This is a genomic window from Conexibacter sp. JCM 18997 (genome assembly GCF_055391915.1).
The window spans coordinates 2,424,857-2,449,002 of sequence record NZ_AP043885.1 but is presented as its reverse complement, the minus strand read 5'-3'; the positions used below and the strand labels follow the sequence as shown (position 1 = coordinate 2,449,002).

Here is a 24,146-nt window from a genome sequence, read left to right as displayed (position 1 = left end):
TGCTCCCGCAACGACGACCCCTTGGAGGGCTGATCCGATGAAGCGTTCCCGCTCGCTGCTCGTCCTGGCCGCCGCCGGCGCGGCGCTCCTGCTGCCCACGTCGTCGGCCTCCGCGGCCGCCTTCAAGGCCACGCTGAAGGCGCCCAACCACACGCCGAAGGCCGACGCGAAGGACTGGGACATCACCGTCACGGCGAAGTCCAACTCCGGCAAGGCGCTGCGCGCGACCGCGGTCTACAAGTTCCTCTACAACGGCCAGGTCGTCTCCACGCAGAACCCCAACCCGGGGCATCCGACCGGCGGGCCGAAGCCGTACTCGTTCACGGGCAGCTACGACGACACGATCCTGTGGCCGGGCCGCGCGGCGGGGATCGCGCTGACCTTCCGGGTGATCGTCACGGTGCCGGGGAAGGGCAGCCAGAACCTCGACTGGAAGGTCCGTGTCCAGCGCGGATGACGCGGGCGGGGCCCGCGTCGTCGTCGAGGGAGCCGGTCGCCGCCACCCGGCGGGGATCGTCGCGCTCGACGAGGTCTCGCTGACCATCGAGCCCGGCGAGTTCGTCGTGCTGACCGGGCCGTCGGGCTCGGGCAAGACGACGCTGCTGTCGCTGATCGGCGGGCTGGACCGCCCGACCAGCGGCCGCGTCGTCGTCGACGGGCAGCCGCTGGACGCGATCCCGCCGGACCGCTACCACCGCGAGACGGTCGGCTTCGTCTTCCAGCACCACCACCTGCTCGGACACCTGTCGGCGGCGGCCAACGCGGAGATCCCGTTGATCGGCGCCGGCCTGGGGCGCCACGAGCGAGCGGCCAAGGCTCAGGGGCTGCTGGAGGAGGTCGGGCTCGGGCATCGGCTGACCACCCGCGCGGCGCGGCTGTCGGGCGGTGAGCGCCAGCGCGTCGCCGTGGCCCGCGCGCTGGCCAACGACCCGCGCCTGCTGCTGGCCGACGAGCCCACCGGCGCGCTGGACACCGACTCGGCCGGCAAGGTGCTGGACCTGCTGGTCGACGCGCGCGAGCGCCGCGGGGCGACGTTGCTGGTCGTCACCTACGACCCGCTGATCGGCGAGCGCGCCGACCGGGTGCTGCACCTGCGCGATGGGCGGCTGGTGGACGAGCCGGCCACCGCGATGCGCGGTGACTGAGACATTCCTGTTGTGTTTCTGTTGCCGCGCCTAGACAGGACCTGAGCGCTGCGGTTGAGTGCCCGGCGCAGCGACGGCTAGCGCCGTCGCGCCAACTCTCGCCGCGCCGTTCTCTCGTCTTCACCGGAAGGTCCCCGCATGTCTGGAGTGCGTCGTCTCTGCCTGTCCGCGTTCGTGCTCGTCGCCGCGCTCATGACGGCGTCCACCGCGCTGGCCGCGCCGGGCTTCGACTTCGTCCACCGGATCCCCAACGCGGAGAAGCACGTCGGTGGGTCCACGGGCGACGACGGGGGCGGCTCGTCGCCGGAGATCGTCGACCTGACGCCCGACGGCAACACGATGTTCTCCACCCAGGGCATCGATGGCTTCCGCGCCTACGACGTCAGCACGCCCACCGAGGCCAAGCGCATCCGCGCCTACGCGATCCCGCGCGGCGAGTACGCAACGTCGGTCAACGTGCGTCCGGACGGCAGGTACCTGGCCGTCACGACGAAGCAGAACGCCTTCGTTCCCGGCGGCTTCAACTCCGGCAGCCACGTGCGGGTGTACTCGCTGCCCGACGTCGTCCCCGTGCGCGAGTTCCGCCTGGTCGCCGGCCCCGACGGCGCCGCGTTCTCCCCCGACGGCACGAAGCTCGTCGTCGCCGACGAGGACGAGCTGGGCGCCGAGGTCGAGCTCGGGACGGTCGAGGTCCTGCGCACGGTCGGGCCGCCGAGCGACTGGACCAAGCAGGTCGTGACGATCCCCGACGACCCCGACATCCTCGACAAGGACACGGTGCAGCCCGAGTTCGTCGACGTGTCGCCCGACAGCACCACCGCCGCGGTGACGCTCCAGGAGAACAACGCGGTGGCGATCATCGACCTGCGCCCGGCGCGGCCGACGGTCACCGACGTGTGGAGCGCGGGGCGCTCCTCGCAGCTGAGCATGATCGGCGGGACCGACGGCACGATCGACTTCACCGAGCCGCTGTTCGACAAGAACGGCGACCGGTCGCTGGGCGCGCCGCGCCAGCCCGACGAGGTGGGCTTCACCGCCGACGGCCGTCACGTGGTGCTGGCCAACGAGGGCGAGAACAGCTTCGGCGGGCGGAACGTCACCATCCACGCGCTGGACGGCACCGAGGTCGCCGACCTGGGCCGCGATGCCCGGTTCGAGCAGTTCCTGGCCCGGCGGGGGATGTTCCCCAAGGACCGCACCGACAGCCGCGGCGTCGAGCCCGAGGGCATCGACATGGGCACGTTCGGCGGCCGCGAGTACGCGTTCGTCGGCATCGAACGCGGCAACGCGGTCGTGGTGGTCGACGTGACCGACCCGACCGCGCCGCAGATCACCGACGCGGTTCCCACCGGCGGCGAGCCCGAGGGCCTGATCGCCGACCCCAAGCGCGGATACGTGTACACCGCCGACCCCGGCGACCCGACCGGGTTCTCCGTGCTGAAGTACGCCAACCGCAACCGCTCGGCCGACCCGCGGCGCAGCGTCGTCGACCTGCCCGGCCACTACTTCGATGCGCTGCGCGGCCTGGGCGTCGCCTCCGGCTCCGGGCAGCTCACCGCCCTGGCCAACGACGGCCCCAAGACCGAGATCCAGACGCTGAACCTGCGCGCGCCCTCGGGCGAGGCGCCGGTCACGTCCGCCGTGCGCCTCACGTTGGACGGCGACGGCTACGTGCCCACCGGGCCGGAGAGCGACGTCGATCGCGACCCGCGCACCGGCGGCTGGTGGGTGGCCCAGTACATCCCGGACTCGGCCAGCAGCGCGCTGCTGCGTGTCGCGCCCGACGGTGCGGTGCAGGCGATCGCCGACAGCGGCATCCGCTTCGATCCCGACGGCAACCCGCTCGACGAGGTCGTCGGCCTCGCGGTGTCCGCCGACGGCGGCACGCTGTACCTGGCCCTGCGGCCGGCCTACGGCGCCGAGGGCGACGGGCGGCTGGTCGTGCGCGACGTCGCCTCCGGCGGGCAGCAGGCCTACGTGCTGCCCGCACCGCAGCTCGTGCGCGACCTGGCGATCGCGCCCGACGGGGCGCTCGTGCTGGCGGTCGGCGTGCCGGCCGACGACGGCCGTGCGGAGACCACGGAGCTGCGTCGCGCGCCGGTCAGCGGCCTGGCCGACGGGGCGACGATCACCTCCACGCTGGTGACCACCGTCGAGCAGGAGCCGCTGGCGCCCACCACCGCTCCCGGCTCCACCGGCCTGGTGGTGCTGCCCACCGGCGAGACCTGGATCGTCGGCCAGCGCGCCGACGTGCAGAACCTCGGCCGCCTGTTCGCCTCCGGCGGACCCACGCCGGGGCCGGCGCTGGGCCTGCCCGCGGCCTCGACCGCCCGCGGCCTGGACGTCGCCCCGCCGCCGGTGGCCGAGTTGGCCGTCGCGGGCCCGCGGGCCATCGCCGCCGCGGTGACCGACTTCAGCGCCCTGAACCCGGGCGTGTTCCCGACCACGCCGGCCCAGAACGTGGCTGCGCTGGACGGGGCCGGCGGCGCTCCGGCCGCGTGGCCCGCGGTGGCCGGCGGCCCGGTGACCGCGGTCGCGCCCGATGGCGCCGGGGGTGCTTACCTGGCCGGCGGCTTCAGCGCGGTCGGCGGCGTGGCGCGGGCCGGGCTGGCCCACGTGCGGGCCGACGGCAGCGTCGATCCCGCCTGGACGCCGACCACCGATGCTCCGGTGTCGGTGCTGCGGCGCAACGGGTCGCTGGTCTACCTGGGCGGCGACTTCACGACGGTCGGCGGTGTGGCCCGCTCGCGGCTGGCCGCGGTCTCGGCCACCACCGGCGCGCTCGTCGAGTCGTTCGCCGACCCGGTCATCACCGGCGGCGTGGTCAACACCCTGGCGCTCGACGGCGCCGGGCGCCTGTACGCCAGTGGCCGCTTCACCAGGGCCGGCGGCATCGCCCACCAGCGCCTCGTGCGCGTGTCCGCCACCACGGGCGCGATCGACGCCGGCTGGACGCCGCAGCTGCAGGCCTTCTCGCCGTCCCAGGAGCTGCTGGTGGTCGGCGACCGGCTGTTCGTCGGCGGCCAGCTGCAGGCGGTCAACGACGTCGAGATCGGCGGGGTGGCGGCGGTCCGCACCGACGACGCGGGGACGCTGGATCCGGCGTTCAGGATCGCCGGCTACGACGTCGGCGTCACGGTGCGCGGTCTGGCCACGGACGGGCAGAGCCTGTTCGTGGCGGCCAACCGGCGCGCGGCCGGCACGCCGATCGTCTACCTGATCGCCGTCGACCCGGCCTCGGGCGCACCGGTGGCCAGCTTCCGCCCACGCACCGAGTACGCCGTCGGCCGCGGCGGTCCGCTGGCCATGTTCCGCGGCAAGCTGCTGGTCACCGGCTACACCGAGCCGATCGCGCTGCTGGACCCCGTCACCGGTCAGCCGGACCGGGCCTTCGAGACGACCGTGGTCGACGACGAGGGCGGCGCGGTGTCGGTGGCGGCCCTGGCGGTCGACGGCGACCGCGTCCTGCTGGGCGGGTCCTTCGACGGCGCCGGCCTGAAGCGCCGCACGTTCGCCTTCGACGTGGCGACGGGCAAGCTGGACCGCGCCTGGACGCTGGGCAGCGGCGAGTACGCCACGACGATGGCGGTGGCGGGCGACTGGCTGTACTTCCGGTCGGGCACGACGGGCCTGCTGAAGCGCGCGTCGACCGAGGACGGCCTGGTCGACGACGACTTCGCCATCGACCTGGGCTCGGGCGCGGACTGGACCCTCGACGGCACGGCGGATCGGCTCTACCTGGCCGGCAGCTTCCAGTCGGTGGACGGGGAGGGACGGCGCAACGTGGCCGCCCTCGACGCCGCCACCGGGTCGCTGATCGCCGAGTTCGCGCCCAACCCGATCGAACCGTCGCTGCTGGTGCGGGTCGTCGGCGACCGGGTGTACGTCGCCTCGACGCCCACGGTGACCGCCCAGGCGCGCGATCGCATCGTCACGCTCACCGCCTACGACGCGCAGACGGGCGCGCGCGATCCGGGCTTCGGGTTCGGCCCGCTGGAGCAGGGGATGGCCATCGACGACGTCACGGCGGACGGGGCCGGGCTGGCGGTGGCGCTGCACAACGCCGTCACCGATGACGCGGGCGAGGTGCGCCGCCTGGACGCGGCGACCGGCGCGGTGCGCGCGGGCGGCCTGAGCCGGCCGACCCTGGTGCCCCAGGCGCTGCTGGCGCAGGGCGGCGGCCTGATCGTCGGCGCCCGGGCCGGGGGCGAGACCCCGGCGCTGGGCACGCTGGTGCCCGACGGCCGCTTCCCCGGGCCGTTCTCCCCGACGCTGGACTGGACGGTCAACGACGTCGTCGGCCGCGGCAGCACGGTGGTCGCGGGCGGCGACCGCGGGACGGGCGCGGTGCCCGGTCCGATCGCCATCTTCGACGTCGCCACGCCGGTCTCGGCCGCGGCGCCGGAGCTGGGCGGCGACGTGCGCCAGGGCGCGACGGTCTGGTGCACGCCCGGCGGCTGGGACAACTCCCCGGTCACCTACGCCTACGCGTGGACGCGCAACGGGAACCCGATCAACGGAGCCACCGGGGCGACCTACGTCCCCACCGGCGCCGACGTCGGGGCGGCGCTGCGCTGCGCGGTGACCGCGTCCAACGACGCGGGCGACTCCGAGGTGGCGCGCAGCCAGGCCGCGACGGTCGCGCCGGCCCTCGGCACCGGTGGCGGTGGCGGTGGCGGCAGCACGTCGGCCCCCTCGCAGCAGAGCCCGGTGCCGTCGGCGCCGGCGGCCCCGTCCACGCCCTCGGCGCCGGGTCTGCCGACCACGGGCACGCCGACCTCGACGCCCGCGCGCATCCGCACGAAGGTGACGATCGACGCGCCCCGCACGGCCACGCGCGGTCGGCGGGTCACGGTCAAGGTGACCACCAACGCGCGGCTCAGCGGCGTGTCGCTGGTCCTGCAGCGCAACGGCCGCAAGGCCGCCGGCCGGTCGGTGGATGCGATCGCCCGGCGGGGCGGGCGGATCACGGTGACCGTGCCCAAGCACGCCGCCGCCGGCCGCTATCAGCTGAAGCTGACCGCGCGTGATGCCGACGGCAGGCGGATCGCCGTCACGGCCCAGCTGGTGGTGCGGTAGGCCGCTACGTCCCGCCGCCCAACAGGCGCAGCGGGGAGACCGACGTCCCCCGCCAGGCCGGATACAGCCCACCGAGGATCCCGATGGCCACGCCGATGGCCAGCGCCTGCCACACCGTGGCGAAGGTGACCTGCGGCGTGACCACCTGCGCCACGTCGAGCGCCTGTCCGAGCGCCTTGGCCCCGATGATGCCTGCGAGCATGCCCAGACCGGCGCCGAGGATGCTGGTCAGCACGCCCTCGGCCAGCACCAGCGCGGCGATGCGCAGGCGCCGCCAGCCGACCGCGCTGAGCAGGGCCAGCTCGCGTTCGCGCTCCATCACCGACATGGCCATCGTGTTGGCCACGCCGATGCCGCCGACGATCAGCGCCAGCGCGGCGACGATCGTCACGGTCTTGCCCACCAGCTCGCCGTTGGCGCCGACGCGTGAGGCCTCCTCGGGCGTCCCGATGACCAGCGTGCCGGGGTTGGCGGCCCGGACCGCCTGCTCGACCTGCTTCTGCTGCGCGCCCGGGGCCAGCGCGGCCACGATGTTCGTCGCCTCGCCGGGCGTGCGCCTGGCCAGCTTCTGGGCCACCGGCAGCGGCAGCACCGCGCCGTTGTCCTCGAAGAAGATGCCCGTGTGGTAGATCCCCGAGACGGTGAAGGTGCGCTTCTTGACCGCCAGCTCGTCGCCCACCTGGACCTTCAGGCGCTGGGCCAGCGCGTCGCCGATCACGATCTGACCCTTCCCGAGATCGCGCTGGCCCTGGGTGGTGACCAGGCGCTGGGCGAAGAAGCCGTCGGGCTCGGCGCCGAAGACCACCGCGGCCGGATCCCGCTTGATGCCCTCGACGACGAGCAGCAGCGGCGTGGCCCGGGCGATGTCCGGGTTGCGCTCGAGCTTGGCGGCCAGCGAGGTGGGCACGATCGACGCCGTCGGGTCGGCGACACCGGCCTGGAACAGGCCGAAGTCCGACTGCCCCAGGTGGACGAACTCGGACGCCGTGCGCTTGAGCCCGTCGCCGATCGAGAGCAGGGCGACGATCGTGGCCACGCCCAGGGCGATGCCGATCGCCGTGGCGATCGTGCGGAACCGATGCCGTGTCATGTTCGTGACGACGAGCCGGAGCACGGAGCGCGGAACGCTATCGCGACAGAGCGCCGGTAGGCTCGCGCAGACGTGGCCCCGCGCACCCAGTACGCCCGCAACGGCGACGTCTCGCTCGCCTACCAGGTGGTCGGTGACGGCCCCGAGGACATCCTCCTGAGCTTCGGCTTCGCCACGCACGTGGACCTGATCTGGGAGGAGCCCGGCATGGCCCGGTTCCTGACCCGGCTGAGCAAGATCGGCCGGCTGATCATCTACGACCGGCGCGGGACCGGCCTGTCGGACCCGGTGCCCGGGACCAGCGTCGAGGTCCACGTGGGCGACATCGAGGCGGTGCTGGACGCCGCCGGCAGCGAGCGCGCGGCGCTGGTCGCCTACATCAACGGCGGGCCGCCGTCGATCGCCTTCGCCCACGCGCACCCCGAACGCGTCTCGCACCTGGTGCTGTACGGCTCGTTCGCCACCAACGTGCGCAGCGAGGAGGTCACCTGGACCTTCGGCGAGGAGGAGCGGCGCATCGCCTTCGACGCCCAGATCGCCGCCTGGGGCACGGGCGCCCTGGTCGATCAGGTCGCGCCCAACTCGGCCGACGATGCCCGGCTGCGCGACTGGTTCTCGCGCCTGGAGCGCCAGGCGGCCAGCCCGGGCACCGTGCGCGCGGTGGTCAACTCCGGGGTGATGGACGTCTCCCCGCTGCTGGAGGAGCTGACGATGCCGACGCTCATCCTGCATCGCACCGAGGACACGCTGATGGACGTGCGCCACGCGCGGATGATGGCCGCCCACATCCCGGGCGCGCGGCTGGTCGAGCTGCCCGGCTCGGACTCGCTGCCCAGCGTCGGCGACTCGCTGCGCCTGATGTCGGAGATCGGCGAGTTCATCAGCGGATCGCCGGTCGGCGGGATGGGCGAGCGGGCGCTGCGCACGGTGCTGTTCACCGACATCGTCGACGCGACGCGCGAGGCGTCCCGGCTGGGCGACGTGCGCTGGCGCGACGCGCTGGCCACCCACGACGCGACGATCGACCGCCTGCTCGAGCGCTACTCGGGCTGGCGCGTGAAGGGCACCGGCGACGGCGTGCTGGCCACGTTCGCGGGGCTGCCGTCGGACGCCGTGCAGTGCGCCGCCGAGCTCGTCACCGAGCTGGAGCGCATCGGGCTCCCGGTGCGGGCCGGGTTGCACACCGGCGAGTGCGAGCTGATCGGCGAGGACGTCGGCGGCCTGGCGGTGCACATCGCGGCGCGCGTGCTGGCCATGGCCGGACCGAGCGAGGTGCTCGTCTCGGGCACCACCTACGGCACGGCGGTGGGGGCGGGGCTGACCTTCGACTACCGCGGCGAGCGCGAGCTCAAGGGCGTGCCCGGACCCTGGCCCTTGTTCGCGCTACAGCGAACCTGAGCAGCAGCTCGGCCCAGTCGGCGAAGCCGGCCACGAAGTGGCCGAGCGGGCCGGTGAAGTACCAGGTGGTGAGGCGCTCGCTCATCGGATCTCGTGGGGTTGGACGCGGGAGCGGGCCGGGACGACCGCCCCGGCGGTGAGGTTGGCGGCGTGGTCGACGATCGCGCCTTCGCCGATCGTGATGGCGCGCGCCTGCACGCCCTGCAGGCGGGTGGGCCGTTCGACGTCGTCGGCGACCGGCTCGAAGTCGGTGATGCTGACCCAGTCGTTGACGCGGGCGCGTGGGGCGATGTCGACGCCGGCGTGGACGACGATCAGGCAGCGCTCGCCGATCTGCGCGTGGTCGCCGATGGTCAGCGTCCCCGCGTTCACCGTCAGCCTGGTGCCGGCGCCGATGGTCACGGCATCACCGAGGAGGAGGTGGGCGCCCGGGGCCACGTGGATGCGGACTCCGCGGCGTCGCCACCGCATGCGCGCGAGCCAGTTCACGCCGCGGATCGTACGTGTGGCACGCTCGCCGCCGTAGTGGCGGTCACCGTGCCACACGTCTCTCGCGGAGGCGACGGAGGCGGTCGCGGGCGACGCTGGCCGCGTAGCCGGTGGCGGCGAAGTGGGCGGCGCCGCGGCGCGAGCGGTCGGGATCGGCGAGCGTGGACGGCATCGGCGTGGCGCCCAACGCGCGGGCGGCCCGGTCGGCCACCTCGAGCTCGCCCAGCGCGGTCAGGTGCACGGCGTCGGGGAGGACGAGCTTCCAGCCGCGCAGCCCGGCCAGGCCGACGACGACGGCGCCCACGCGGCGGGCCTGCGCGGTGATCACGCCGTTGGCGGCCAGCACCTTGGCCGCGCCGGCCCGCGGGCGGCCGAGATCCAGCGGGATCGTCGGCATGACCACGTCCTCGCACTCGCGGGCCACGACGTCGGCGGCCACCCGCAGCGCCGCGGCGAACGTGTCGACGTCGAAGTCGACCGAGCGCACGTCGTTGACGCCCACCCACAGGCACCCGACGGCGTACGGGCCGTCCAGCGCGGGCAGCTGCCGCGCGACCACGTCCGGCGCGGTCGCGCCCGGCACCGCCAGCCCGGTGTAGGGCAGCCCCAGCGCCGTGGCCAGCCACTGCGCCCACGACCACGAGCGCACGCCCAGCATCGGCGCGACGTCCCCGTCGGTGATCGAGTCGCCCAGCGCGACCAGGCCCGGCTTCACGAGGCCATCCGCCCGGACTCCTCCATGACGCCCCGCAGCTGGCGGGCCATCGCCGGCGTCAGCGCGCCCGGCGCCATCCGCCACCGCCACGAACCGGTGGCCCGGCCGGGCACGTTCATGCGCCCTTCGGTGCCCAGCCCGAGGACGTCCTGCGCCTGCACCATGGCCAGCTGCGCGGGGGAGGAGGCGTTGAACCGGATGAACCGCCAGGAGAACGCGCGATCGGCGTACGGCTCGACCGCCGCGTCGACGGCGGCGCGCTGCGGCGCGTCCAGGGACTCGTACCACCCGCGCGCCGTGTCGGAGTCGTGGGTGGCCGTGTAGACGACCGCGCGCTTGCGGTGGTTCTCCAGGCGGTGCGGCCCGTGCGGGTCGGTCGGATCGAAGCCGAACTGGAGCACGAGCATCCCCGGCAGCTGCAGCTCGTCGCGCAGCCGCCGGACCGCGGGCGTGATCACGCCCAGGTCCTCGGCGATCAGCGGGAGCGGGCCCAGTTCCCGGGCCGCGGCGTCGAGCAGCGCCCGGCCCGGCCCGCGCTTCCACGTGCCGCCGCGGGCGTCCTTGGCGTCCTGCGGCACGGCCCAGTAGGCGACCAGGCCGCGGAAGTGGTCCAGGCGGGCCAGGTCGAAGTGGGCGAACGTCCGGCGCAGGCGCTCCACCCACCAGCGGTAGCCCGAGCGCTGCAGGCGCGGCCAGTCGTACAGCGGGTTGCCCCACAGCTGGCCCTTGTCGGTGTAGGCGTCGGGAGGCACGCCGGCCTGCTCGTCGTCGCGGAACAGCCGCGGCCAGGTGCGCTCGTCGGCGCCACCGGGGGCCACGTAGATCGGCACGTCGCCGATCATCGCCACGCCCGCCGACTGGGCGTAGGCGCGCAGCGCGGTCCACTCGCGCTCGAAGCGGACCTGGTCGTGGATCGCCCGCCGGCCGCCGGCCATCGCCGCCCAGCCGTCGATCCAGTACGCCTCGCGGGCCCGGAAGGCGTCCTCCTCGTCCAGCGACACCGGGGCGGCCGGATCGCCCAACAGGCCCGGCCAGCAGGCAAAGGCCGAACGCGCCTTGTAGGGCGAGCGGGCCCGGTCGGGCGGGCCCAGCGGGAGCGTCTGCCACCACGATTGACCGGCATCGTGCAGCCAGTCCACGAAGCGAAAGGCATCATCGCCCAGCCGGCCCGAGGCAAGCGACGTGATGTGCAGCTGGACGCCGCCTGTTCTCGGAAGATTCACCGCAGCGAGGTTAGAGACGGCCAGAAGACGGAAGTAGAGACATCGCGTGCCTGATTTCCCATCGACGACGACGAACACGCCGCCGCCCCGGATCCGCATCGAGGATCCCGCGCCCTCCATCGACTGCGGACGCCATCCCGCCAAGGCCTGCGTCGGCGACACCGTCGACGCCTACGCGACGATCTTCAAGGACGGCCACGACGTGCTGCGGGCCGTCGTGCGCCACCGCGCGCCGGGGGCCGACTGGCAGGAGGCCGAGATGCAGCGCATCGACGCCCACGTCGACGGCGACCGCTGGCAGGGCAGCTTCCCGGTCAGCGTCCAGGGGCGGCACGCGTTCACCTTCGAGGCCTGGACCGATCGCTTCGCCACCTGGCGGCGCGAGATCGAGCGCAAGGTGGAAGGCGGCCAGGAGGACCTCACCGGCGAGCTCAGCGAGGGCGTCGCGCTGCTGCAAGCCATCGCCGCGCGGGCCGACGGCGCCGACGCCGCCCGCCTGACCCAGGCCGCCGAGCACCTGACCGTCGACGCCGCGCTGGATCCCGCGCTGGCCGAGACCGCCGCGCGCCACCCCGATCGGGCCAACGCCTCCGTCCTGGACGAGCCGCTGGGCCTCGACGTCGACCGCGTCCGCGCCCGCTTCGGCGCCTGGTATGAGCTGTTCCCGCGCTCCTGGGGCGGCTTCACCGGCGTGGCCAACCAGATCCCCAAGCTGGCCGAGCTCGGCTTCGACGTGCTCTACCTGCCGCCGATCCATCCGATCGGCCTGACCAACCGCAAGGGCGCCAACAACGCGCTGGTGGCCCAGCCCGGCGACCCGGGCAGCCCCTGGGCGATCGGCTCGCCGGTGGGCGGCCACGACGCGCTCAACCCGGAGCTGGGCACCGAGGCCGACTTCGACGCGATGGTGGCCACGGCGCGCCGGCACGACATCGAGATCGCGCTGGACATCGCGCTGCAGGCCTCGCCCGATCACCCCTGGCTGCAGGACCACCCCGAGTGGTTCCAGCGCCGGCCCGACGGGACGCTGAAGTACGCCGAGAACCCGCCGAAGAAGTACCAGGACATCTACAACTTCGACTGGGACAGCGAGGACTGGCGGGGCCTGTGGGACGCGCTCCTGGAGGTCACGCTGCACTGGGTGGACAAGGGCGTGACGATCTTCCGCGTCGACAACCCGCACACCAAGCCGCTGCCGTTCTGGGAGTGGCTGATCGCCACCGTCCGCCGGGACCACCCCGACGTGCTGTTCCTGGCCGAGGCGTTCACCCGCGCGGCGATGATGCGCGCGCTGGCCAAGATCGGCTTCAACCAGTCCTACACGTACTTCACCTGGAAGAACAGCCGCTGGGACCTCGAGGACTACCTGACCGAGCTGACCACCAGCGGGATGCAGGACTACTACCGGCCCAACTTCTTCGCCAACACCCCGGACATCCTCACGGAGTACCTGCAGCACGGCGGGCCGGCGGCGTTCGCCCCGCGCCTGGTGCTGGCCGCGACGCTGTCGCCGACCTACGGCATCTACAGCGGCTTCGAGAGCTTCGAGAACGTCCCGGTGCGCCCGGGCAGCGAGGAGTACCTCGACTCCGAGAAGTACGAGACCAAGCGGCGCGCGCTGGACGGGCCGCTGCTGCCGCTGGTCGCGGCGATCAACCGCGTCCGCCGCGAGCACCCGGCGCTCCAGCAGCTGACCAACCTGACGTTCCTGGATACGGAGAGCGACGCGCTCGTCGCCTACGCCAAGCGCCAGGGCGACGACGTGATCATCTGCGTCGTCAACATCGACCCGCACAACATCCAGGAGGGCGTCGTCGTCGTGCCGTTCGAGCTCGGGCTCCCACCCGCCTTCGCCGTCGAGGACCTGCTGTCGCCGGCCGAGCGCTACGACTGGCTGATCGGGCGCAACTACGTGCGCCTGGATCCGGCCTACCGCGGCGCGCACATCTTCCGGGCGGTGCCGCGATGAGCGCCGACGCCCCCCAGCACGGCGGCCATCAGCGCTGGTTCGAGAGCAACCCGCTGTGGTTCAAGACCGCGGTCTTCTACCAGGTGCTGATGCGCGGCTTCCACGACGGCAACGGCGACGGCCACGGCGACATCGTCGGCCTGCGCGAGAAGCTCGACTACCTGCAGTGGCTGGGCGTCGACTGCATCTGGATCATGCCGTTCTACCCGTCGCCCCTGCGCGACGGCGGCTACGACATCTCGGACTTCACCAACATCGACCCGGTCTACGGGACGACCGAGGAGTTCCGTGGCCTGCTCGAGGACGCCCACGAGCGGGGCATGCGCGTGATCATCGACGTGATCATGAACCACACGTCCTCGGATCACCCGTGGTTCCAGGCCGCCCGCAACGCGCCCGACGGCAGCCCCGAGCGCGACTGGTACGTGTGGTCGGACACGCAGCGCAAGTACGAGGACGCGCGGATCATCTTCCTGGACACCGAGACGTCCAACTGGGCCTGGGACGAGAAGGCCAAGAAGTACTACTGGCACCGCTTCTACTCCCACCAGCCCGACCTGAACTTCGAGAACCCCGCGGTCGGCGACGCGATGATCGAGGTGCTGCGCTTCTGGCTGGACCTCGGCCTGGACGGCTTCCGGCTGGACGCCGTGCCCTACCTGTTCGAGGCCGAGGGCACCAACGGCGAGAACCTGCCCGCCACCCACGACTTCCTCAAGCGCGTGCGCAAGGAGGTCGACGAGAACTACCCCGACGTGGTCCTGCTGGCCGAGGCCAACCAGTGGCCGGCCGACGTGGTCGAGTACTTCGGGGATCCGCAGACCGGCGACGAGTGCCACATGGCCTTCCACTTCCCGGTCATGCCGCGCATGTTCATGGGCCTGCGCCGCGAGGACGCCACGCCGATCATCGAGATCCTCGAGCAGACGCCGAAGATCCCCGACAACTGCCAGTGGGGCCTGTTCCTGCGCAACCACGACGAGCTCACGCTCGAGATGGTCAGCGACGAGGACCGCGACTACATGTGGAACGAGTACGCCAAGGATCCGCGGATGAAGTCCAACCTCGGGATCCGCCGCCGGCTGGCGCCGCTGCTGGACAACGGCCGCGACGAGATCGAGCTGCTGCACGCGATCCTGTTCTCGCTCCCGGGCAGCCCGGTCCTCTACTACGGCGACGAGATCTCCATGGGCGACAACGTCTACCTGGGCGATCGCGACGGCGTGCGCACGCCGATGCAATGGACCGGCGACCGCAACGGCGGGTTCTCGCGGGCCGACTTCGCGCAGCTGTACGCGCCGCCGCTGATGGACCCGGTGTACGGCTACCAGGCGGTCAACGTCGAGGCCCAGCTGCGCACCGCCACCTCGCTGCTGCGCTGGCTGCGCCGGTTCGTCGCGCTGCGCAAGGAGCATCCCGTCTTCGGGCTGGGCACCTACGCGGCGCTGCCCACCTCCAACCCGAAGATCTTCGCCCACGTGCGCACGTTCCAGGACGATGTCGTGCTGTGCGTCCACAACCTGGCCCGCAGCGCCCAGGCGGTCGAGCTCGACCTGAGCGCCTACGAGGGCCGCTACCCGGTCGAGATGTTCGGCCGCACGCGCTTCCCGCGCATCGGCGAGCTGTCCTACCTGCTGACGCTGGCCCCGCGCGGCTTCTACTGGTTCACGCTGGAGGAGCTCGAGGCGACCGAGGGGCGCGGCGATGACTGATCTGCGCGCAGAGCTGTCGCAGGAGCGCCTGGAGCAGTGGCTGCCCGAGCAGCGCTGGTTCGCCTCCAAGACCCGCGACGTGGCCGAGGTGCACCTGGCCGACCTGCTCACGCTGTGCGACGAGCCGGCCACGGCGATCGGCCTGGTCGAGGTCCGCTTCCAGGCCGGCACGCACGAGCTCTACCAGCTGCTGCTGGGCGCCGAGGACGGGCACGTGGCGATGGACGTGCTGACCGATCCGCGCCACGCGGCGGTCCTGGCCCGCCGCCTGCGCGAGCACGCCTCGTGCGAGTCGGAGGCGGGCACGGTCAACTTCTTCTGGGAGGACGACCGGCCGCTGGGCGACCCGCCGACCGTGCGGCCGATGGGCTTCGAGCAGTCCAACACCACCGTGGTGCTGGACGACGCGTACGCGCTGAAGTCCTTCCGGCGCCTGGAGCCCGGCAAGAACCCCGAGCTGGAGATGCTGCGCTTCCTGTCGGCCCGCGACTACCCCAACATCGCGGCGCTGGCGGGCTGGTACGAGCTGCGCGGCGACACGCTGTCGACCACGCTGGGCATCGCGCAGGAGTTCGTCACCGACGGGCGCGACGGCTGGGAGCTGGCGCTCGACGAGCTCGGCTCCGACCCCGAGCGCTTCCTGACCCGCCTGGAGGAGCTGGGCGAGGTGATCGGGCGCATGCACGCGCTGCTGGGCTCCGATCCGACCGACCCCGACTTCGCGCCCGAGCCGTCGACGCCCGAGGGGATGTCGCTGCTGACCGCGACGATCGACGAGGACATCGAGCGGATCTTCCTGCGCCTGCCCGACGACCTGCGCGCCGTCGACGAGATCCGCGGGCGGGGCGAGGAGATCCGCGACCGCCTGCAGATGATGTCCCACGCCGGGGCCGGCGGGCGCCTGATCCGCCACCACGGCGATCTGCACCTGGGGCAGACGCTGCGCACGCCGGACCGCTGGGTGATCCTCGACTTCGAGGGCGAGCCCGCGCGGCCGCTGACCGAGCGCCGCCGCAAGCGCTCGCCGCTGCGCGACGTCGCCGGGATGCTGCGCTCGTTCGCCTATGTCGCGTCGGCCTCCGCGCACCAGCGCGGCAACGCCGTTCCGGCCGATTGGGAGGAACGTGCGCGTCAGGCCTTCCTGGACGGGTACCTCTCAACCGTGGAAACGAACCTGCTGCCTCCGGGCGCGAGCGCGATCGAGTCGGTCCTGGGCATCTACGAGCTGGAGAAGGCGGTCTACGAGCTGCGCTACGAGCTCGACAACCGGCCCGACTGGGTGCGGATCCCGGTGGCCGGCATCGAGCGGATCCTGGGGACGGAGATCGGATGAGCGCCCAGATCGACGCCGTCGTCGCCGGCCGCAGCGCCGACCCGCACGGGATCCTCGGCGCGCACCCGGCCAAGAGCGGCGTGAAGGTGCGGGCGTTCCGCCCCGAGGCCAAGTCGATCAGCGTGATCGTCAACGGCCACGACCCGGTCAAGCTCAAGCGCGCCCATCCCGACGGCTTCTTCGAGGGCACGGTCAAGGACGCCAAGCTGCCGCTCAGCTACGAGCTCGAGGTCGCCTACCCCGACGGCAACGCGTTCCGCATCGACGACCCCTACCGCTTCGCGCCGACGATCGGCGAGCTGGACCTGCACCTGGCCGGCGAGGGTCGCCACGAGGAGCTCTACGAGCGCCTGGGCGCGCACGTCACCGAGGTCGACGGCATCGCCGGCACCGCGTTCGCCGTGTGGGCGCCGGCCGCCGCGTCGGTCAGCGTCGTGGGCGACTTCAACTCCTGGGACGGGCGCCTGCACCCGATGCGCTCGATGGGCTCCTCGGGGATCTGGGAGGTCTTCCTGCCCGCCGTCGACGAGGGCGCGCGCTACAAGTTCGAGATCCACACGCCTTCGGGGGAGATCCGCCTGAAGGCCGATCCCGTCGCCTTCGCCGCGGAGATCCCGCCCGACACCGCGTCGGTCGTGCACCGGCCCAAGCACGTGTGGAACGACGCCGAGTGGGTGGCGCAGCGGACCAAGCGCGATCCGCAGACCGGGCCGATGTCGGTCTACGAGGTGCATCTGGGCTCCTGGCGGCTGAACCCGCTGGAGGCCAACCGCGAGCTGACCTACGAGGAGCTGGCCGACGAGCTGGCCGCCTACGTCACCGACCTGGGCTTCACGCACGTGGAGCTGCTGCCGGTGATGGCCTACCCGTTCAGCGGCTCGTGGGGCTACCAGGTCACCTCGTACTACGCCCCGACGCCGCGCTTCGGGACGCCCGACGACTTCCGCGCGTTCGTCGACCGCCTGCACGAGGCCGGCCTGGGCGTGATCCTCGACTGGGTGCCCGCGCACTTCCCGCGCGACGACTGGGCCCTGGCCCGCTTCGACGGCACCGCGCTGTACGAGCACGAGGACCCGCGCCGCGGCGCGCACCCCGACTGGGGCACGCTGGTGTTCAACTTCGGGCGCAACGAGGTCCGCAACTTCCTGCTGGCCAACGCCCTGTTCTGGCTGCGCGAGTACCACGCCGACGGCCTGCGCGTCGACGCCGTCGCCTCGATGCTCTACCTCGACTACTCGCGCAAGGCGGGGGAGTGGATCCCCAACGAGTTCGGCGGGCGCGAGGACCTCGACGCGGTCGCGTTCCTCAAGGAGCTCAACGAGGTCGTGCACCAGCGCGAGCCGGGCGTGATCTCCGCCGCCGAGGAGTCGACCGCCTGGCCGGGCGTATCCGCGCCGACCTACGTCGGCGGCCTGGGCTTCGGGTTCAAGTGGAACATGGGCTGGATGCACGACACGCTGGGCTACTTCCAGCAGGACCCGATCCACCGTCGCTACCACCACCACCAGCTGACGTTCAGCCTGATGTACGCCTTCAGCGAGAACTTCGTGCTGCCGCTCAGCCACGACGAGGTCGTCCACGGCAAGGGCTCGCTGATCAGCAAGATGCCGGGCGACAAGTGGCAGAAGCTGGCCAACCTGCGCGCGCTGTACGCCTACATGTGGGCGCACCCCGGCAAGAAGCTGCTGTTCATGGGTGGCGAGATCGCCCAGGAGCAGGAGTGGAGCCACGAGCGCTCGCTGGACTGGCACCTGCTCGAGGACGCCGGTCACTCCGGTGTCCAGTCGCTCGTGCGCGACCTCAACCACGTCTATCGCGACCAGCCCGCGCTGTGGGAGCGCGACTTCGAGGGCGAGGGCTTCTGGTGGCTGGAGGCCAACGACGCCGACCGCAACGTCGTCGCCTTCGCGCGCCAGGGCCTGGACGGCGAGACGCAGCTGGTCTGCATCTGCAACCTCTCGCCGGTCCCGCGCGAGGGCTACCGGGTCGGGCTGCCCCAGCCCGGACGGTGGGCCGAGGTGCTCAACACCGACGCCGAGCAGTACGGGGGCGCCGGCTTCGGCAACCTCGGTGGCGTCGACGCCGAAGACGTGCGCTGGCACGAGCAGCCGTGGTCGGCGGAGGTCACGCTGCCGCCACTGGCCGTTCTGTGGTTGGTTCCCCAGAAGTGAGCGACCTTCCCTTCCGGCGCCCGCTGGGCGCCACCCCCATCGGCGAGCGCCGCACGCTCGTCCGCGTGTGGGCGCCCAACGCCGACAGCGTGTCCGTGCGCATCCCCCGCCGCGGCGACACCGCGCTGGCCGCCGAGGGCTTCGGCACCTGGGCCGGCGAGGTGCCCGCGGGCAGCGGCGACGACTACTGGATCCTGCTGGACGGCAAGCGCCTGCCCGATCCGTGCACGCGCTGGCAGCCGCGCGGCTTGCGCGGGCCCTCGCGGGTGTGGGACCCCGGTGCGTTTGACTGGACCGACGCCGCGTGGCGCACGCCGCCGCTGGCCGATCTGGTCATCTACGAGCTGCACGTCGGAACCTTCACCGCCGAGGGGACGTTCGACGCCGCCATCGAGTGGCTCGAGCTGCTGGCGGCGTGGGGCATCAACGCCGTCGAGGTGATGCCCATCGCCGACTTCCCGGGCGATCGCGGCTGGGGCTACGACGGCGTCTACCCCTGGGCCGCCCACCGCGCCTACGGCGGCCCGGAGGCGTTCGCCCGCTTCGTCGACGCCGCCCACGCGCTGGGCATCGCGGTGATCCTCGACCTGGTCTACAACCACATCGGCGCCTCGGGCAACAAGGCGATGGCCGCGTTCGGCCCGTACTTCACCGACAAGTACTCGACCTTCTGGGGGGAGGCGATCAACTACGACGACGGGGGCTCCGACGGCGTGCGCGAGTGGGCCTGCCAGTCGGCCGAGTACTGGGTCGGCCAGATGCACGTCGACGGGCTGCGCCTGGACGCGATCCACGCGATCTTCGACCAGCGCCCCGAGCACCTCGTGGCCGAGCTGACCCGCCGGGTTCATGCCGCCCGCGACGGGGCGATCGTCATCGCCGAGAGCGGGCTGAACGACCCGAAGGTCATGCGCGACGAGGCGCACGGCGGCTGGGGGTGCGACGGCGCCTGGGCCGACGACTTCCACCACTGCCTGCGCACCCTGCTGACCGACGAGCACGAGGGCTACTACGCCGAGTTCGGCACGATCGCCGACCTGGCCAAGTGCTTCCACCGTCCGTTCCTGCACGACGGCGGCTGGTCGAGCTTCCGGGGACGGACGTTCGGCGCGCCGGCCGACGACCTGCCGCGCGCGGCGTTCATCGTCTTCGACCAGGACCACGATCAGGTCGGCAACCGGGCCTTCGGGGATCGGCTGCCCCGGGAGGCGCAACCGCTCGCCGCTTTCTGCGTGCTCCTGTCAGGGTTCACCCCAATGCTGTTCATGGGCGAGGAGTACGGCGAGGACGCGCCGTTCCAGTTCTTCACGGATCACATCGATCGCAAGATCGCCGACGCCACGCGCGACGGGCGCCGGCGCGAGTTCGCCGCGTTCGCGCAGTTCGCGGGCGAGGAGATCCCCGACCCGCAGGATCCGGCGACCTTCGAGCGCTCGAAGCTGACCCGCCGCCGCGATGACCGCGTCGGCTCGGTGTTCGTCGAGCTGCTGGCGGCGCGCCGTCAGGTCGAGGGCGAGGCCGAGTGCCGCTTCGACGAGGACGCACGGTGGCTCGTCGTGCGCCGCGGCGAGCACGAGCTGGCCATGAACTTCGCCCGCGAGGCCCAGGACGTCGCCGTCGACGGCACCGACATCGTGGCCAGCACGCACGAGACGGAGCTGCGCCCCGGACGGGTCCGGCTGGCGCCGCTGGCCGGGGCGCTGATCCGATGAGCCAGGACGTCTGGCCCGGACGGCCCTTCCCGCTCGGCCCCACCTGGGACGAGAAGGGGACGAACTTCTCGCTGTTCTCCGAGCACGCGGAGCGCGTCGAGCTGTGCCTGTTCGACGCCGACGACGTCGAGACGCGCATCGAGGTGCCCTACGTCACCGCGCACAACTGGCACTGCTACCTGCCGGGCGTGGGCGCCGGTCAGCGCTACGGCTACCGCGTCCACGGGCCCTACAAGCCCGAGGAGGGCCACCGCTTCAACCCGCACAAGCTGCTGATCGATCCCTACGCCAAGGCGATCGACGGGCCGGTGCACTGGGACCGGGCCAACACGCTGCCCTACGTCCCCGACGCCGACAACCCCGACGCCGACCTCGAGTTCGACGACGAGGACTCCGCGTCGGCCATGCCCCGCAGCCTGGTCGTCGACCAGCGCTTCGACTGGGAGGGCGATCGTCCGCCCAACCACCCGTGGTCGCGCACGGTCATCTACGAGACGCACGTCAAGGGCTACACGAAGTGCCATCCGCACGTGCCCGACCACCTGAAGGGCACCTACGCGGGCCTGGCCTCCGACGAGGCGCTGGACCACCTGCGCACGCTCGGCGTGACCGCGGTCGAGCTGCTGCCGATCCACCACATCGTCGACGAGTCGTTCCTGGCCGACAAGGGCCTGACGAACTACTGGGGCTACAGCTCCATCGGCTACCTGGCCCCGCACTCGCTGTACGCGGCGGGCGGCAGCGGCGCCGAGGCGCTGCGCGAGTTCAAGGGCATGGTCAAGGCGCTGCACCGCGCCGGCATCGAGGTGATCCTCGACGTGGTCTACAACCACACGGCCGAGGGCAACCACCTCGGGCCGATGCTGTCCTTCAAGGGCGTCGACAACAGCGCCTACTACCGGCTGATGCCCGACGAGCCGCGCCACTACATGGACTTCACGGGCACGGGCAACTCGCTCAACGTCGTCCATCCCAGCGTGCTGCGCCTGATCATGGACTCGCTGCGCTACTGGGTGACCGAGTGCCACGTCGACGGCTTCCGCTTCGACCTGGCCAGCGCCCTGGCCCGCGAGCTGTACGACGTCGATCGGCTGTCGGCCTTCTTCGACACGATCCACCAGGACCCGATCCTCTCCCAGGTCAAGCTGATCGCCGAGCCGTGGGACGTCGGTCCCGGCGGCTACCAGGTGGGCAACTTCCCGGTCCTGTGGTCGGAGTGGAACGGCATCTACCGCGACACCGTGCGCGACTTCTGGCGCGGGCAGGCCAACGTCGGCGAGTTCGCCGCGCGCCTGACCGGGTCCAGCGACCTGTACGAGGAGGATGGCCGCCTGCCGTTCGCCTCGATCAACTTCATCACCGCGCACGACGGCTTCACGCTGCGCGACATGGTCTCGTTCAACGAGAAGCACAACGAGGCCAACCTCGAGGACAACCGCGACGGCACCGACGACAACCGCTCGTGGAACTGCGGCGTCGAGGGCGACACCGACGATCCGGAGATCAACGCGCTGCGCCTGCGCCAGCAGCGCAACTTCCTGGCCACGCTGATGCTGTCGATCGGCACGCCGATGCTGCTGGGCGGCGACGAGTTCGGGCGCAGCCAGGGCGGCAACAACAACGCCTGGTGCCAGGACTCCGACATCTCCTGGTTCCACTGGGACCTGTCCGACGAGCAGCGCCACCTGCTGCACTTCACGCGCCGGCTGATCGGCCTGCGCCACGACCACGCGGCCTTCCGGCGGACGAACTTCCTGGCCGGCCAGGACCTCGAGGGCTCCGGCATCCCCGACGCCTGGTGGTTCCGCCCCGACGGGCGGCGCATGACCCAGCGCGACTGGAACCGCGAGGACGGCCACATCGTCGGCGTCTTCCTCAACGGCCAGGAGCTGCGCGAGGTCGACGAGCACGGCGAGGACATCGACGACGACTCGTTCCTGCTGCTGTTCAACGCGCACTACGAGGACGTCGACTTCGTCCTGCCCCACGAGCGCTTCGGCGCCGTCTGGTGCACGGAGATCTCCACGGCCGAGCCGGAGGAGGAGCCGGGCGCGCGGCGCTTCGACGCGCGCGCCTCGGTCACCGTGCCGTCCCGCTCGCTGCTGGTCCTGCGCCGCGACCAGTGACGCGGCTGCGCGCGACATACCGCCTGCAGCTGTCGCCGGCGCAGACGTTCGCCGACGTGGCCGAGCTGGTGCCCTACCTGCGCGATCTGGGCGTGTCGCACCTGTATCTGTCGCCCTCGCTGCAGGCCCGCGAGGGCTCGACGCACGGCTACGACGTCGTCGATCCCACGCGGGTGTCCGAGGCGCTGGGCGGGGAGGCCGGCCTGCGCGACCTCGCCGCCCTGGGGCTGGGGATCGTGCTGGACATCGTCCCCAACCACATGGGCGCCGGCGACGAGAACCGCTGGTGGAGCGACCCGGCGACCAAGCAGCAGTTCTTCGACGTCGATCCGCAGACCGGCTTCTACCGGCGCTTCTTCGACATCGACGACCTGGCGGCGATCCGCGTCGAGGACCCCGAGGTCTTCGACGTCGTCCACGGCAAGGTGCTCGAGCTGCTGGCCGACGGCGTGCTCGACGGGCTGCGGGTCGACCATCCCGACGGCCTGGCCGATCCGGCCGGCTACCTGGAGCGCCTCCGGGGCGCCGGGGCCGAGCACGTGTGGGTCGAGAAGATCCTGCATCCGGGCGAGCACCTGCGTTCGTGGCCGGTGGACGGCACCGTGGGCTACGAGTTCCTCAACGAGGTCCAGGGCGTGTTCGTCGACACCGGCGCCGAGGCGGCCTTCACGGCGCTGTACGCCGAGCTGACCGGCGAGACGCGCTCGTTCGAGGCGATCGCGCTGGAGTGCCAGCTGGGGCAGGCCACCGGCACGTTCGCCCACGAGCTGGACCGGCTCGTGCGCGAGGGCGACGGCGCGTTCGCCGCCGCGACGCTGGCCCAGGCGCTGGCCGCGCTGCCGATCTACCGCACCTACGTCGAGTCCTGGTCGGGCCGCGTCGACGCCGCGGACGTCGAGGCGATCGCCGCCGCCGGGATGGACCCCGAGCTGGCCGCCGCGCTGCGCCTGGAGCGCGACGGGACGCCCGCGGCCTTCGTCACGCGCTTCCAGCAGACCTCGCCGGCGGTCACCGCCAAGGGCATCGAGGACACCGCCTTCTACCGCTACAACCGGCTGGTCGCGCTCAACGAGGTGGGCGGCGACCCGTCGCGCTTCGGGGTCAGCGTGGCGGACTTCCACGCCGCCAACGCCGAGCGCGCGGCGCGCTGGCCCCGCAACCTGCTCGTCACCCAGACGCACGACACCAAGCGCGGCGGCGACGTGCGCGCGCGGATCGGCGCGCTGAGCTGGATCCCCGAGGAGTGGGCGGAGCGGGTGCGGGCCTGGCACGGCCTGACCGCTGGCCTGCGTCAGGACGGCCTGGGACCGGACGCCAACGAGGCCTACCTGATCTACCAGACGCTGGTGGGCGCCTGGCCGCTGGAGCCGATCGAGCGCCTCGACGGCTACCTCGAGAAGGCGATGCGCGAGGCCAAGGTCAACACCAACTGGGTCGACCAGAACCACGCCTGGGAGGACGCGGTCAAGGGCTTCGCCCGCGCGATCGTCGGCCACCAGCCGTTCCTGGCCGACTTCCTGCCCTTCCAGGCGCGCGTGGCCGAGCTGGGCGAGCGCAGCGCGCTGGGCCAGCTGCTGCTCAAGTACACCGCGCCGGGCCTGCCCGACACCTACCAGGGCGACGAGCTGCTCGCGCTGAACCTCGTCGATCCCGACAACCGCCGGCCGGTCGACTGGACCGCGCGGCGCGCGGCGCTGGACGCGCTGCGCGACGGGGCGCCGCCGGCCCCGCAGCACCGCAAGCTCTACCTGATCCACCGCGCGCTGTCGGTCCGCGACCGCTTCGAGGACGAGGGTTACACGCCACTGGACGCGCCCGACGGCGTGGTCGCGTTCGCGCGCGGCGACGCGGCGGTCGTCGTGGTTCCCGTGCGCCCGGGCGCGGCCTGCGAGGCGGCGCTGCCGGCGGGCGACTGGGTCGAGGTGCTCGAGCACCTCGACGGCCTGTCGCTGCTCGTGCGCCCGTAACGGCCGCTCAGAGAACC

General features: G+C 72.4%; 15 protein-coding genes. 11 read left to right on the top strand and 4 right to left on the bottom strand.

From position 1 onward, the window contains the following. Positions 1-37: 37 nt before the first annotated feature. The 3 genes from ACZ5UI_RS12375 to ACZ5UI_RS12365 all read left to right on the top strand — a co-directional run bounded on the left by ACZ5UI_RS12375 (position 38) and on the right by ACZ5UI_RS12365 (position 6,224). Positions 38-457: a hypothetical protein gene (locus tag ACZ5UI_RS12375; protein WP_464197491.1), complete on the top strand. Its 420-nt coding sequence runs from the start codon at positions 38-40 to the stop codon at positions 455-457. Then, complete coding sequence (locus ACZ5UI_RS12370) at positions 441-1,145, top strand: ABC transporter ATP-binding protein (protein ID WP_464197490.1); 705 nt, start codon at positions 441-443, stop codon at positions 1,143-1,145. The genes ACZ5UI_RS12375 and ACZ5UI_RS12370 overlap by 17 nt, the downstream gene beginning before the upstream one ends. 138 nt (positions 1,146-1,283) lie before the next feature. Beyond that, entirely contained in the window at positions 1,284-6,224 is a 4,941-nt protein-coding gene (locus tag ACZ5UI_RS12365) for a hypothetical protein (RefSeq protein WP_464197489.1), read from the top strand. 4 nt (positions 6,225-6,228) lie between these two features. Here ACZ5UI_RS12365 and ACZ5UI_RS12360 read toward each other — a convergent pair whose 3' ends face one another. Then, positions 6,229-7,338 (bottom strand): ABC transporter permease, encoded by a 1,110-nt coding sequence (locus ACZ5UI_RS12360; protein ID WP_464197488.1) that lies wholly within the window; start codon positions 7,336-7,338, stop codon positions 6,229-6,231. A 48-nt stretch (positions 7,339-7,386) separates the two neighbouring features. On the opposite strand from ACZ5UI_RS12360, the gene ACZ5UI_RS12355 reads away from it, so the two are divergent. Next, a complete protein-coding gene (locus ACZ5UI_RS12355; RefSeq protein ID WP_464197487.1) occupies positions 7,387-8,712 on the top strand; it encodes an adenylate/guanylate cyclase domain-containing protein in 1,326 nt (441 codons plus the stop codon). 81 nt (positions 8,713-8,793) lie between these two features. On the opposite strand, the gene ACZ5UI_RS12350 is transcribed toward ACZ5UI_RS12355, so the two are convergent. Genes ACZ5UI_RS12350 through ACZ5UI_RS12340 form a run of 3 tightly spaced genes read right to left on the bottom strand, consistent with a single transcriptional unit; the run spans position 8,794 to position 11,139 of the window. Further along, complete coding sequence (locus tag ACZ5UI_RS12350) at positions 8,794-9,201, bottom strand: hypothetical protein (RefSeq protein ID WP_464197486.1); 408 nt, start codon at positions 9,199-9,201, stop codon at positions 8,794-8,796. A gap of 43 nt (positions 9,202-9,244) precedes the next feature. Further along, entirely contained in the window at positions 9,245-9,916 is a 672-nt protein-coding gene (locus ACZ5UI_RS12345) for a GDSL-type esterase/lipase family protein (RefSeq protein WP_464197485.1), read from the bottom strand. Next, entirely contained in the window at positions 9,913-11,139 is a 1,227-nt protein-coding gene (locus ACZ5UI_RS12340) for a 4-alpha-glucanotransferase (RefSeq protein ID WP_464197484.1), read from the bottom strand. The genes ACZ5UI_RS12345 and ACZ5UI_RS12340 overlap by 4 nt, the downstream gene beginning before the upstream one ends. Before the next feature lie 46 nt (positions 11,140-11,185). Between ACZ5UI_RS12340 and ACZ5UI_RS12335 the strand changes: the two genes are divergently transcribed. The 7 genes from ACZ5UI_RS12335 to treY are packed head-to-tail and all read left to right on the top strand — an operon-like array spanning position 11,186 to position 24,129. Then, positions 11,186-13,108, top strand: coding sequence for an alpha-1,4-glucan--maltose-1-phosphate maltosyltransferase (locus ACZ5UI_RS12335; protein ID WP_464197483.1), 1,923 nt, complete (start codon positions 11,186-11,188; stop codon positions 13,106-13,108). Then, positions 13,105-14,820, top strand: coding sequence for a maltose alpha-D-glucosyltransferase (gene treS / locus ACZ5UI_RS12330; RefSeq protein ID WP_464197482.1), 1,716 nt, complete (start codon positions 13,105-13,107; stop codon positions 14,818-14,820). Before ACZ5UI_RS12335 ends, treS begins: the two co-directional genes overlap by 4 nt. Beyond that, positions 14,813-16,153, top strand: coding sequence for a maltokinase N-terminal cap-like domain-containing protein (locus tag ACZ5UI_RS12325; protein ID WP_464197481.1), 1,341 nt, complete (start codon positions 14,813-14,815; stop codon positions 16,151-16,153). The genes treS and ACZ5UI_RS12325 overlap by 8 nt, the downstream gene beginning before the upstream one ends. After that, positions 16,150-18,324 carry a 1,4-alpha-glucan branching protein GlgB gene (gene glgB, locus ACZ5UI_RS12320; protein ID WP_464197480.1) on the top strand — a complete coding sequence of 725 codons (2,175 nt, stop codon included), beginning with the start codon at positions 16,150-16,152 and terminating at the stop codon, positions 18,322-18,324. Before ACZ5UI_RS12325 ends, glgB begins: the two co-directional genes overlap by 4 nt. Next, on the top strand, positions 18,321-20,036 hold the full coding sequence (treZ, locus tag ACZ5UI_RS12315; protein WP_464197479.1) for a malto-oligosyltrehalose trehalohydrolase: 1,716 nt from the start codon (positions 18,321-18,323) through the stop codon (positions 20,034-20,036). The genes glgB and treZ overlap by 4 nt, the downstream gene beginning before the upstream one ends. Beyond that, positions 20,033-22,162 (top strand): glycogen debranching protein GlgX, encoded by a 2,130-nt coding sequence (gene glgX, locus ACZ5UI_RS12310; RefSeq protein WP_464197478.1) that lies wholly within the window; start codon positions 20,033-20,035, stop codon positions 22,160-22,162. Before treZ ends, glgX begins: the two co-directional genes overlap by 4 nt. Further along, positions 22,159-24,129: a malto-oligosyltrehalose synthase gene (gene treY / locus ACZ5UI_RS12305; RefSeq protein ID WP_464197477.1), complete on the top strand. Its 1,971-nt coding sequence runs from the start codon at positions 22,159-22,161 to the stop codon at positions 24,127-24,129. Before glgX ends, treY begins: the two co-directional genes overlap by 4 nt. The last annotated feature ends 17 nt before the right edge of the window (positions 24,130-24,146 follow it).